The following is a 12,869-nucleotide window of genomic DNA, read 5'->3' as shown; positions in this document are numbered from 1 at the left end:
GCGGGGAGCTGTACTCGGCTCCGTCATCGGCGGGTCCGGCGCGCTATTGCGATAGTGTAGTGGGAAGCGACGGCTTCGCCGAGATCGTCACGGTCATCTACCGAATTTCGAGGAAGGTGGACGGGTCCAATGGCCACTAGTGGTCGATTTGCGTTGCCGGACGTCAATTTTCACACGATTCGGCCGGCGGGTTCGCCGCCGTCTCGCGCGGGTGGCTTCGAGGAATTGGCCTCTATTGTTCTCCGGGACAGTTTTGTCAGCTGGCCCGACGGGACCATTTTTCGCAAGTTCGGCAATCCTGATGGTGGGCGGGAAGGTAAGGGCACGCTCCCCGATGGCGATGTATGGGCCTGGCAGGCCAAGTATCTTTTCGCTTTCGGCACCGATGAGATTTCGCAGGTCGACAAGTCTGTCAAGCGCGTCCTTGACACTGAACCGCAGTTGAGAAAGTACTACGTTGTGCTGCCGTACGATTTGCCGGCAGGGGATTCGCCGGACCCGAAACCGAGAAAGTCCGCTGCCACGAGGTGGACTGAGAAGGTAAGTGTTTGGAAGGCTCTCGCTGCGGAGCGCGGTAGCGACGTCCAGTTCATCTACGTGGGCGCTCACGAGTTGCTCGTCGAGCTCACGAAGTCCGAGCATGCGGGCCGGGTGCGGTACTGGTTCGACGCAGCAGTCTTGTCCGAAGCTAGCCTAGGTCGGCGCATCGACGAGGTGATAGAGAAGGTCGGCCGTCGCTACAGTCCGAAGTTGCACGTCGACGTCGAGCCGGTTCGGGCACTGGACGGTCTCGGGCGTAGCGAAAACTATGTGAACAAGGTGCAGATAGCGCTAGCCGGGGTACGAAAGGCCGGAGCCGAAAGATGGCTTGCTCCAAAGGAAGATCAGGCGGTCTTCGAAGCGCCGCTTGCCGATTGCATCGCTGCCTTGTCGGCCACCGCCGTCGCACTCACAGAGTTCCTGGAGGCAGCCAGAACCACGGGTAGACTGCCCGAAGCTGCGGGCACGCTAGAGCTTGCCGCGGATGAAGTTTCAGAGGTTTACAGCCTGCTGCGTGATCGCCATCTCATCGACCACAGGTACTACACCGATATCGCTGCCAGCCTATTTACCACCGTCACCAGGACGCAGGAGGCGCTGTGGGCCGCGATCTCGTTGATGCGGTCAACTGAGACTGAAGCGGCGCGAACCGGCCAGCTGCTTGTTATTGGGCGGTCCGGCGTCGGTAAGACTCACCTGTTCTGCGACGTCGCACAACGCCGGAACGCCGCGGGACTGCCAACGCTGGTCGTGCTCGGCCAGGACTTCGATACCAGACCTCTGCTAGCGCAGATCGGAGAGTTAGTGCAACTCGATGGCAGCCTCGATGACGTGCTGGCTGTCTTCGACGCAGCAGGTCAAGCGTCGAGCAACTTCGCAATGCTGATGATCGACGCAATCAACGAGGGAGCGAACGCTCAGCGATGGGCCGATGAACTCCGAGTTCTCGACAGTGCAGTGCGCCGACACCACCACGTCGTCCTCGCGGTCTCATGCCGCACCGAGTTCTTGCGCCCGGTCATCGGAGATTTCCACCGGTTTCCATTGATCGAGCATACCGGGTTCGATGAGGCCACGAGCGAAGCGATCATCCGGTACACCCGCGAGTATGCTCTCGAAGCGCTCACCTTTCCTGTGCTGAATCCCGAGTACGGCAATCCGTTGTTCCTCAAGCTCGCGTGTGAGGCTCTGGCCACACTCGGACAGACGCGATTCACGCTCGGTGCGGCAGGGCTAGCAACGGTCTGCAGTGCCTTTCTTGAGGCCGTCGATCGCCGATTGGCTGCGGAAACGCGCTGCGACTACGACGAAGAGACCGCCCTCGCCCAGCGGGTTGTCAGAGAACTTGCCACTTTGGGACCGGGTCCGTACGAGCGTGAGGCGGTAAAAGAGCTCACCGACGCACTTCTTCCCTTCCGTGCGTGGTCCAAGAGCCTCCTTCAGGGACTGCTGCGAGAGGGAGTGCTTGTCAAGCGTCACGATGAACGACTGATGTTCGGATACCAGCGCCTTGGTGACGTCGCTCGGGCGCTACTGCTGGTTGAGCGCCCGCGCGCCGATCTGTCCGCGTGGTATGCCTCACTCGGAGAAGAAGGCTGGAAAGAACGTGGAACCCTGGGAGCGCTTGCCGTCATCGTGCCGGAGCGTCTGAACGAAGAGCTCATCGACTTGCTCAAAGACGAGGAAGGTCGCACCGACTGGGACGTCATTGATGCCTTTGTCGAGGGACTAGCTCTGCGGGACCCGGTGCACACCACTGCTCGGACCGCCCGCATCGCCGAGCAGATCATCGGCAGTGACGGGTCAGCGGACAGAGTATGGGAGACTATCATTCGAGTTGCCTGCGTACCGGGTCACACTCTCAACGCGGAATGGGCTCACAACTTTCTGTCCGTATGCCCACTGCCGGACCGCGACGCGACTTGGTCGGAGTGGCTCGTCAACGCAGACGGCAACTCTGGTGATCACGCGGTCAGCACGCTCCTCGACTGGGCGTGGAACCCCCGCACACTTGAACTGGACACCACGCCGTTGCCCGCCGAGATCGCCCACCTGGCGACATTGATCTTCGCCTGGTTCTTGACCACTCCGGATAGGCGAATCCGTGATCGGGCAACCAAAGCACTTGTAAGCATTGGCGAAAGGGGACCAACCGGATTCACCGACGCCGTCAAACGATTTCGCGGATGCAACGACCCTTATGTCGTCGAGCGCCTATCTGCAGCGCTCTGCGCGCTCGCGCTTCGTTCACGCGAGCCGGCAGTGATACTGGAAACTGCCGAAGCAGCGACAGAATTGATAGCGGACAGGTGGCCTGCACATTTGCTGACCCGTGACTACCTTCGGCGTGTGGCCGCAGCGGCACGCAATCATGGCTGGTCCGGCCCGAGCTGGGAATCCCTTCACAAGGCCGAATGGCCGACCGAGGCGCGATCACATCACGAGATCGAAGCGATGACCAAGCCGCCCAGCGGATATTATCCAACGTGGAAGTCTATCGAGGGGGCCTTCGGTGACTTCGGTAGATACGTCCTCGAACCCGCAGTCGAAAGTTTCGACACTCCAGATCACGAAGAACTCTGCCGACTGGTTGAACGCGTCATATTCACTCGTATTCTCGAACTCGGTTGGACTCCTGAGCAGTTCAAAGAGCTCGAAGCTGGCCGCAGTGGCGACCGTGATGATCATGTCGAGCGGTACGGCAAGAAATATCAATGGATCGCACTTTACGAGTCGCTCGGACGGCTGACCGATAACTACAAGATAAAAGAGAAATGGGAAAGGGAGAGTCAACCGTTCGACTACGAATATCCGGAACAGATCGTGTATCGAGATATCGATCCGACAGTTCTGCGGCCCGGCGGTTTCGAAGATCAAAAGAGCGAGGCTCCGTCCTGGTTCCTCCCGGTGTATGCCTCGTTTCCCGATGAGGCGCCTCTTGCTTATCCTGCTGACCTCGACGGCGTACCTGACCCACTCGACCTTATTTCGCTGACCGCGCTAGACGGTAAAAGATGGTTGTCGCTGATCCGGCATTGCAGTTGGACACAGGTTCTGCCGCCCGAGGTCGCGGCGTTGGGCGCACACAACCTCGACGTGTGGATGCAAATCCGCGGATACCTGGTGCGGGTCGGTGAAGCAGAGTCGATTGGCAAGTGGGCAGTAGGCAAAGACTGGTACGGACGCTGGATGCCCGACAACGCCGAGATCCACAACAGACTGCTTGCCGCTCACCCCGGTTCGCCGGACTGGGACCTTGCGGACGGGAGTATCGAGCCCCTGCGCGGGAATGTTGTATTGCCCGCGTCCCTGTATCAACCGGTAGCCTTCTACGGAGGCACGGGTACTTCACGCGAGAGCGCCAGCACCGCAGAACCCACTGGCTATGTCCCGAGTCGCATGCTTTGCGACTTGCTCGATCTCCAGCACGGCAAGGACTTTGCGTGGGCCGACACTGAGGGAATGGCGATCCAGGACCCGACTGCGGGTATGAGCGATTTCGGAACTCTCGTCGTGCGGCGAGACCTAATGTCTCGATTGGTAGAGAAGGGCTATACAGTATTCTGGACTGTTCTGTTGAACAAGCAGCGAATTGAGCGCGGCAATGCTGACCTCGGGCCCGACTATCAGTGGATCAATGCATCCGCTGCTTACCTGCTCAGCAACCATATGGTCGAACTTCTGTCGGCGGACGCGAGCATCCAGCACCGCGGAGGGGCTCGCGAGCCGAACCCGGTCGAGTGGCAACTCCGTCGAACTGGTTGATGTTGGTCGTTCTCGCTTGAAGCTCCGCGTTCGGCGCGATGATGTCGAGTCGGTGCCGGTGGCGCAGGAAATCGGGCGCTTTTGTCGGTCGTGGATGGTGAGATGACATCATGAGAGTACTCGACGAGGAGTGGTTCCGGACTGTAGACCGCTTCGGGAAGGTCGGATCCAGGCACCACGTGATCCCGCGGTTCCTACTGCAGAAGTGGGCAGACTCCAACGGGCAGGTTTGGGTGAAATCCAAGCACGACCGTGCTGAGGGCCGCCGCAACACCCGGGATCTGGGGATCAAAGACTTCTACACGTTCCTCGCAACCGACGGACAGCTCGACTCGACTGTCGAGGAGATGTTGAGTGTCATCGAGAAGCGTGGCGCAGACGTGCTGAAAAGGCTCAACAACCCCTATTTCGCCGACGTGATCCTTTCCCACGAGGAATTCATCCACCTGTGCGAGTTCGTTGCCATCCAGGTGACGCGCAGTCCTCGACGCCGCCGCGAGCATGAGCTGCTGGCCGACTGGTACGGCAAGACAGTTGCCGCTGGCACAACCCCGGACAGAATCACCGAAGACGATCTGCGCGGTATCGAGTTTAGTCCTCACCAGAACGAGCACATCGGCCTGATGATTCCGATGGCTGACGAGCTCGCCCGCCAGCTGCTTGGCAGGCCCGTCTATCTAGTGTCGATCGACCGTCCGATCTTCTTGCTCGGAGACGAAGCGGTCGTCCTGAACACCAGTGGCGACGCGATTCACCATCAGCCGGAATGTGCAGTGACAGAGGAGGAGTTCAAGCACAAGCTTGAGCGAGCGGTCAGGAAAAAGCGGCGTCGGCGGCCTGAGATTCGCCGGATTACTCACCTGTACACGACCCAACCTCGAGACATCAGGAGCGCGGTGGAAATCGCGATGCCGATCAGTCCACGTACGGTGCTGTTATTCGGATCGGAAGCCGAAGATTGGGAGGGCAGGGTAGTGCGGGAGCGGATCCATGGACCCGACGCCGGTGAACTGGCTGCGGCAATCAACGAGCGGATTGTCGAATACTCGCTCGATGTGATCGTTGGCCGAGTCGAAGACGAGTCGTTCCGAGAACTGCCGATCCCGGAGCGTGCTCCGCTGATGGCGGTCTGTGGCTCTGGCGGCGCTGCTCAGGACGCAGTGATGTCCGTTCCGAGACGGCTGAGGCCGAATCGCTTGAATCGGGAGGCTCGCCCAGTCGAGTCGTAGATCTGCTCCGCGTATGTTCTACTGGGTCTGCTGGCTGGGCTTCGCCGACAGGCCTGCGATGCGACCACGAAGCCGCCGAGCACTTTCCAGGCTTCCTCACCCACCTGGCGGCATTAACCAGGTGAAATGACTGGCGAAGGGCATCGTGCCCACTTGAGGTACGGAGTTAGCTGCGGACCGCGTGGGCAGCGAATGCCTGTCGGCCAGAAATTGTCAGGTCAGCCTGATTGATGACAGCCGAATTGTCGAACTGACCCAAGTCCAGTTCGTCGTCTGGGACGATATTCGAGAAGTGCTCGGCGTAGAAGTGATCCAGAACTGGCGTCTCCGAGGGGTTCAATTGCGAGGTGCCGACGAACCGAGCGGCGATGTCCTGTTGGGAGATTCCGCTGCCTTGAAGACTTGCACGGATCCGCGCCCACATCGAGTCGTCGAGCACGCGTGCGAAGGACAGCAGTCCTTCCCCGATCGGGACCGACGGTGTGCGGAGGTCGCGAAGGCACGCCTGCACGACCTGCTCGCAGATGTCGCGCGAGGCCGCCGCGAGCCGTTCAGTCCAGATCTCTTCTCGATGGCGGTAGTGGATCAAGATTCCAGTGACTTGGTGAAGTCCGAACTCGTTACCGAAGGTGTTGAGAACGTGGCGGCCCTCCTCGTCCGTGGGGGCGGTTGCTACCGAGTGCCTCAGGAGTGCAAAGATCAGGGTGCCCCAGTCGGAGTAGAGGGTTCCCGGGCGGGGTGCCAAGCGGCGTGTAAGGGAGGTTGCAGCCGCAGCGCTGGCTTCGGATGTTGACGATTCGACGAGATCGAGGGCGCGAATCATTTTCTGCAGGAGAAGGCGCTTTTGTGGATACCCGTCCAGGGACTCGCTGATGAGTGAGGTGTCGTCGAGTTCACCGCGGGCGAGGAGTTCCTGGAAAGCCGTTCGGACCATCAAATCGCTCACATCGCCTTCGGGCAGCGCGAACTGGAAGTAGCGGGCGAAGTAGTCTCGGTCGGAAATTCGACAATATGCCGATCGTCGCGGCCACGTCGCACCCATGCGGTGTGGCAAATTGGGGAAAAGTGCAAGCAGCATCCGGTAGATCGCGGTGCCAAACTCGTCGGCCTTAGCAGATGGAACGGCAATGCAGATACGGTTCATCCAGCTTTCGAGAGTGTTCCCGTTGCTGTCGATCGGGCCGAACAATGTGCGCTGCCAGCTCGGGATCTGGTCGTACAGGTCCGGGTAGCTCAGGCGGATGTAGGTGATGACGGCGGCATCGAACAGGTCTACCTCTTCGGGGCCGACCAGGGAGCACAACACGTCGGTTTGGAGGCAGAGTTGCTTGATGCTACGCAACGTCATTGAGGCGGGGTCTGGAATAACGTCGACCAGCGAGTCGAGCGCGTACTGGACGCTAGGAGCGCCGACGGCAAGCCCGAGATTATTCGCGACCATCTCAAGTTCGCGACGCAGCTCCGCTTCGATGTGGATGCGCTGTATCGGAGGAAGCACGAACGGGTACTGGACTATCTTCTCGAGGTACCGGTGCGCGCGGGTTCGGTTGTCTCGGGCGAGGTCAGAAGAGATAAGTAGGTCGATCACCGTGGTCTTGTCGTAAGCGAGCAGGTAGTGCACATTGGGGAATCGCCCCAGCAGCCGCACCGCTTTCATAACCGCGAGGAGTTCATCGGTGTGCAGCCGATCAAGGTCATCTACCACGACGAGAACAGTGGTCTTGCCCTGCTGAATCGCAGCGGAGATTCTGTCGAATCTCACCTGGAAGGGATCCTCGGCAGTCTCTACCGTGCCGCGCTGATCTGCTAGGACCGCGGAGGCCGCCTCCATGGCGTCGCCGACTCCTGGCATATACTTTTCAGCGATGGCGGTTGTCAGCTTCTTGGTGAACGTCATCGCTGCCGGGGTTGCCGCCTTAAGCAGGTCGCGTGCCCTAGTTGCCTCCTTTGGCAGCGCGGATGCGATTGCGGTGTAGAACTCGGTGACGAGAGAGTCGAGATCGGAGGCTGCCCACGGAGTGAAGCGCGCGACGGACCACTGCTCTGCTGAGGTCACGGTCGAAGGTGTGATGTCCTCCAGCACTTCGATGATCATGTTGAGCATCGAGGTCTTGCCGCTACCCCAGGGGCCGGCAAGGCCGAACACAACGCTCGGGCCGGTGCCTGTCCGCGCGATGCGTTGCGCAATTCGGGTCGCGAAGACCTCCCGGGACAGATGGTCCTCGCTCTTGGTGGTGATCGGTGCGTCGCTGCCACTACGAGAATCTGTGCGCTCGGGGCTCATAGGCTGGAAATAGTACGCGGTGAGACGCGGGGCCCGGCTACCCCCTAATGGCTGTCCCGTAACTCGTTGTGGCAACGGTAGTCTGCCGTCGTGGCGGTGATCTCGGCCTCTGATCCGGTGATGGTGGAGCTGTTCAGCGGGCTGCGACCGCGCAAGTTCGCCCGGCCGATCACCGCCTTGCGGCGTGAAGGCGCCGGCCGCCCGCTGCGGGGCCGGCCCTGGACACTCGGGTTCGAGGACCGGGTCCTGCTGGTGGTCTGCTACTGGCGTACGAACCTGATCAAGCGCCAGCTCACCGCAGTATTCGGAATCTCGAAGTCGGCGGCGGCCCGGGTGACCGGCGACCTCGGCCCGCCCTGGCGCATCGGCCCCGGGCCCGTTTCCCGCGCGGGGCGGTGCTGATCGTGGACGGCACCCTGATCCCGACCCGCGAACGGGGCACCACCGCGCAGTCGAAGAACTATCGGTACTCGACCAATCACCAGGTCGTCATCGATGCCGACACCGCACTCGTCGTCGCGCTCGGGTGGCCGTTGCCGGGCAACCGCAGCGACTGCCGCGCTTACGCCGAGTCCGGCGCCGCTCACGCCTGCCGCAACGCGACAATAATCGCCGACGATGGCTACCAGGGCACGACCGCGATTATCCCGCATCGTTAGCCACCGAAATGCGAACTGCCGGCCTGGAAACAGGAGAACAACGCCTCCCGCCGACAGGTCCGGGCACGGGTCGAGCACGCCTTGGCGCGGATGAAGAGCTGGAGAATCCTGCGTGACTTCCGCCAGCGCGGCAACGGAGTGGCAGTCGCGATGGCCGGAGTCGCCCGGCGGCAACCTCGCCCACGCTGCCTGATCCTCGAATCCGATGCGGGCCTTGACAGCCCTACGGGACTTACGGGACAACCTTTAGCGGAGCCATTTCGAGAGTATGCCTGGGTGGATGCCGAACTCGACAGGGTCTGCTTGGCGGGTCGGCCCGTCCGGACCAGAGCGATCGCTCGGGTTGGAGAACTCGGTGAGGTAGGCGCTTGGCACGTGAGTCAGCCTTTCGGTTGGCATCCAGAGTTAGAACTCGGGGGTGGGGCAGACCACCTTTCTGTGCAGCAGTCCCGCAGGTTCAATTACCGGCAGGCAATCGGCTCTGTAGTCGCTGACGGGCAGAATCGTGGCGGGTTCGCCTACTCAGCGCAGTTGCGGGGCCACCTTGGTGCCGAGCAGGTCGATGTCGGCGATGTAGCCGTGCGCGTGCACCGCGACAGGCTGCTTCTCGTGCCCGCTCTCGGCGAGGGCGCGGTGGTAGAGGTCGACCAGCGGCTTGAAGCGGGCAGGTTCGCCGCCGATGATGGCGATGGCCAGAGGAAGCCCGAGAAGTCCGGCGCGGGCGACGGATTCGGGGCTGCCGCCGACGGCGATCCAGACCGGGAGGGGGCGGTTGTCGGTGCGCGGGTAGACGATCGCCTTGTCCAGCGGGGCGCGGAACTTGCCCTGCCAGGTGACCGGCTCCTCGTCGCGGAGCTTCAGCAGGAGGGCGAGTTTCTCGTCGAAGAGCTGGTCGTAGTCGGCCAGGTCGTAGCCGAAGAGCGGGAACGACTCGGTGAAGGAGCCGCGCCCGGCCATGAGCTCGGCGCGGCCGCCCGAGAGCCCGTCGAGGGCGGCGAGGACGACGGCGGGGGCGGAGGCGGCGAAGTCGACCCGGTGGTGTTCGCCGACGCCGTAGACGTCGAGCCCGGCGGCCTCGGTGGCGACGGCCTCGTCGACGACCTGGCGCAGCCGTTCGGCAGCGCTCGGCGCCGGGCGCCCGTCGGCCGGATAGCGTTCGGCGAAGGTGCGGTCGAGGCCGCTCGTTTCGAAGGGCCTCGTGGGTGACGCTTAACTGGACGGTCTTTGCCGCTGGTGGTTGCCGTCAGGCCTCGGTGGCCGCGCGGTACGCCTCGACCACTTCGGTGGGGATCCGGCCTCGGGTCGAGATATCGCGCCCGTTGTCCTTGGCCCAGGCTCGGATCGCAGCGACATCGAGGCGACGGCTGCCGGTGATGCGAGGCTGAGTGTTTCTGCTGTGGGGCGCTTTGCCGACTCGCCGTGCGTGAGGTATCCACTGGCCGAGGAAGGTGCGCAGTGAGCTTGCGTTCTTCTCGGACAGGTCGATCTCGTAGGCTGCGCCGTCGAGGGCGAACGCGACAGATTCGGTGGCGGCTGAGGTGCCGTCGTAGTCGTCCACCAGGGTTACAACGACTCTGCGGGCCAACGGAACTCCTCCACGATCGCCGGTATCAAGATCAGAATGCAGTGTACGACGAGCCAACCGCAGGCAGCGATCACACTGGCCGGTCAGATGTCGCAGGCTGGCTCCGGGGCGTCGGCTGCAGCCGCTTGGGGTACTTCGATGGAGCCCGAGTCTCCGTCGCACCCCCGCATGCAGATTGATATTGCCATGTGCGCATTTATCCGGAGCTGACTGCAGCGGCAGCGGCGAGCACGTCTCAGAAGAGGCGTGCGCACGTGGCCTGTAGTCGGTGGTAACGGCGTGTGCACAAGGAAGCTTGTTCAGGGGGTCTTCGAAGGAAGGTCGTGGTCCGGAGGGAATCGTGAGACCGGATTCGGCCTGAACCGAGGGTTTGACCCCGAGCGTGCGGGGACGGCCAGAGCTACTTGGATTTGCGACTGGATCCGTTGCGCTGCCGAACCATGGTGGCGTCGGGGAGTGCCATGAGATTCAATTGGTAGGGGAGAGTCCGCGGCGGTCAGAATCGAGGCCCTGATGCCGCTCGTCTCTCTGCACCTGCGTCGTCGGGGCACGCTTCGAACGAGTGCCGAACTCCTGAATCGGCCGCTGCGGGATGGCGTACTGCGGTGAACGCGGCGTCTCGCTCAGGCTCCGGACGCGAGGATTCCACCCGGCGCCATCGTGACCCTCTTGAGGTTGTCACGCCGAAAATTCCCCCGCAGCTCACCGTTTCCGCAGCTAGAGTGCTATTGCGAATGCTTTTGCGTCGAGCACGCGCAGCAGGCTCAACGCAGAGCCCAGTTCCAGACAGCGCACACCTCCCAGCGATACGCGCCATCAGCGGTTACCGCGAACGAGGTCCGGGCTGCCCGCCGAAGCGGATCTCGGACACCAGGAAACGGGGCACCACTACAGCGGCACGTGGGCGAACAGGCCGCGATACAGAGGACAGGACAGACAGGCAGTGACAGCACCCGAGATCGACGAATGGGCGGTACTCGATGAACTCCTCGGGATCGAGACCGAGGACGAATCTCCGGACCCGGGCGTACGTTTCGCCTTCTATGGTCGGTGCTCGACGGAGGACAATCAGGATCCTGAGACGTCGTATCAGTGGCAGCGCGGCAACGCCGAGAAGTTCGTCCCGGGCTCCGATATCGTCGGCTCGTATTTCGACGTCGGGCAGTCGCGGTCCGTGCCCTGGCATCGCCGTCGTGAGGCTGCCCGCCTGCTCGAGGAGATGAAGAAGCCGAACCGTGCTTGGAACGCGATCGTGGTGGGCGAGGGCACCCGCTGCTGGTTCGGCAACCAGTTCAGTCTGGTGGCACCGCGATTGAACGCCCACGGGGTCGAGGTCTGGGTTCCCGAACTCGGTGGCCGCTACGATGCCCGCAACGTCACCCACGGCCTGATGATGAGCATGCTGGGCGGGCTCTCGGAATCCGAACGCCAGCACGTCCAGCAGCGCACTCGCGCCAGCATGGACGCCCAGGTCCTCAACGAAGGCCGCCACCAAGGCGGCCGGGCGCCCTACGGCTACGTCGTCGTCGACGGGCCACCACACCCCAACCCCAACCGCGCCTCCGACGGGCTTCGACTACGCGTCCTTGTCGTCGACGCACAGGCAGCCGCGGTCGTGCGGCGTATCTTCCGCGCCTACGTCGACGGGGCGAGTGTGCGCACCATCGCCGACGTGCTCAACCGCGACGGGATCCCGTGTCCTTCGGCGCACCGGCCGGACCAGAATCGCCATCGCGCGCAGGACGGGTGGCAGGCCACGACCGTCCTCGCGATTCTCAACAATCCCCGCTACACCGGCTACGCGGTGTTCGGGCGATGGCGCAAACACGAGGAATTGCTCGATCCCGACGACGTCGCCGCCGGCACCACGGTCCGTTTCCGGCGCTCCGAACCCGACCGCATCGTGCGATCACGCACACCGGCGCACCCCGCGATCATCTCGGTCGCCGAGTTCACCGAAGCCCAGCTCGCCCGCCGACGTCGCGTGAACCAGTCTGATGCGCAAGCAGCTCCGCGCGTCGCCCGCAGCAAGCGCGCCTACCAGCTCCGCAGTCGCATCCGCTGCTCGGGATGCCAGCGCCGGATGCAACCCCAGGCGGTGCGCGAGGTCATCTACTACCGATGCCGTGCCAGAGACCTCGCCCCCGGCAGCCCAGCAGCGGCCGAGCATCCGCCTACCGTGAATCTGCGAGAGGACCGCCTGGTACCCGCGATCGATGGCTGGCTGGCCACCCTGTTCGACCGCGAGAACCTCGACGCCACCGTCGCGACCATCGTGGCCTCCCAGCACGATGCCCACGACGTCCACCGCGAACACCTGCAGCGACGCCTTCGCGCGGCCGAGACCAGCGTCCAACGCCATCTCGCCGCGATCGAAGCAGGCGTCAACCCGCACAGCCTGGTCACGGCAATGAATCAAGCCCATGCCGAGAAAGCCACCCTCGAGGCCGAACTTCAGCAGATACCGAAACCGGTGACGCTGACCGCGACGGAGATTCGCAAGCTGATCGAGGCGCTCGGCGACATCCGCACCGTGCTACGAGAAGGAGAGCCGGAAGACAAAGAAGCCCTGTACCGGGCATTCGAGTTGGAAGTCATCTACCAGCATGAACACCACAGGGCGACGGTCTCGATCTCGCCCTGTGTGGTTACTGAACGTGTCCGGAGGGGGACTTGAACCCCCACGCCCTATACGGGCACTAGCACCTCAAGCTAGCGCGTCTGCCATTCCGCCACCCGGACCGGTGTGCCCAGCAAGATTATCGGATGTGTCGGCGGGGACCAAATCGCCCTTCGACCTGGAATGA

The 12,869-nt window shown here is 62.6% G+C and carries 5 protein-coding genes, 1 tRNA gene and 2 pseudogenes; 4 read left to right on the top strand and 4 right to left on the bottom strand.

The annotated features are described in order from the left end of the window. Positions 1-129 precede the first annotated feature (129 nt). Positions 130-4,305, top strand: a complete 4,176-nt coding sequence (locus ACFUJ1_RS32805; protein WP_378651197.1) for an NACHT domain-containing protein — start codon at positions 130-132, stop codon at positions 4,303-4,305. Between the two features lie 110 nt (positions 4,306-4,415). Further along, a complete protein-coding gene (locus tag ACFUJ1_RS32800; protein ID WP_378651196.1) occupies positions 4,416-5,534 on the top strand; it encodes a DUF4238 domain-containing protein in 1,119 nt (372 codons plus the stop codon). A 166-nt stretch (positions 5,535-5,700) separates the two neighbouring features. On the opposite strand, the gene ACFUJ1_RS32795 is transcribed toward ACFUJ1_RS32800, so the two are convergent. After that, positions 5,701-7,818 (bottom strand): P-loop NTPase fold protein, encoded by a 2,118-nt coding sequence (locus ACFUJ1_RS32795; protein ID WP_378651195.1) that lies wholly within the window; start codon positions 7,816-7,818, stop codon positions 5,701-5,703. A gap of 120 nt (positions 7,819-7,938) precedes the next feature. Here ACFUJ1_RS32795 and ACFUJ1_RS32790 point away from each other — a divergent pair. Further along, positions 7,939-8,645 (top strand): annotated as a pseudogene (locus tag ACFUJ1_RS32790) (transposase); the annotation flags it as partial. A 390-nt stretch (positions 8,646-9,035) separates the two neighbouring features. On the opposite strand, the pseudogene ACFUJ1_RS32785 reads toward ACFUJ1_RS32790, so the two are convergent. Continuing rightward, a pseudogene (locus ACFUJ1_RS32785) lies at positions 9,036-9,644 on the bottom strand (LLM class flavin-dependent oxidoreductase); the annotation flags it as partial. Positions 9,645-9,720: 76 nt separating this feature from the next. Next, positions 9,721-10,062 carry an Lsr2 family protein gene (locus ACFUJ1_RS32780; RefSeq protein WP_378651194.1) on the bottom strand — a complete coding sequence of 114 codons (342 nt, stop codon included), beginning with the start codon at positions 10,060-10,062 and terminating at the stop codon, positions 9,721-9,723. 943 nt (positions 10,063-11,005) lie between these two features. Here ACFUJ1_RS32780 and ACFUJ1_RS32775 point away from each other — a divergent pair. Beyond that, a complete protein-coding gene (locus tag ACFUJ1_RS32775) occupies positions 11,006-12,739 on the top strand; it encodes a recombinase family protein (protein WP_378651193.1) in 1,734 nt (577 codons plus the stop codon). Here ACFUJ1_RS32775 and ACFUJ1_RS32770 read toward each other — a convergent pair. Next, positions 12,721-12,804 (bottom strand) — tRNA-Leu (locus ACFUJ1_RS32770). The genes ACFUJ1_RS32775 and ACFUJ1_RS32770 overlap by 19 nt on opposite strands. Positions 12,805-12,869: the final 65 nt, after the last annotated feature.

The sequence above is a fragment of the Nocardia sp. NPDC057227 genome, assembly GCF_042669725.1.
Lineage (GTDB): Bacteria > Actinomycetota > Actinomycetes > Mycobacteriales > Mycobacteriaceae > Nocardia > Nocardia asteroides_A.
The sequence above is the reverse complement of the archived record's forward strand: the minus strand, read 5'-3'. Positions and strand labels throughout refer to the sequence as shown.

Coding starts and splice junctions, on each gene's coding strand:
- ACFUJ1_RS32805 (WP_378651197.1), top strand. CDS start 130: ATGGCCACTAGTGGTCGATTTGCGTTGCCGGACGTCAATTTTCACACG.
- ACFUJ1_RS32800 (WP_378651196.1), top strand. CDS start 4,416: ATGAGAGTACTCGACGAGGAGTGGTTCCGGACTGTAGACCGCTTCGGG.
- ACFUJ1_RS32795 (WP_378651195.1), bottom strand. CDS start 7,818: ATGAGCCCCGAGCGCACAGATTCTCGTAGTGGCAGCGACGCACCGATC.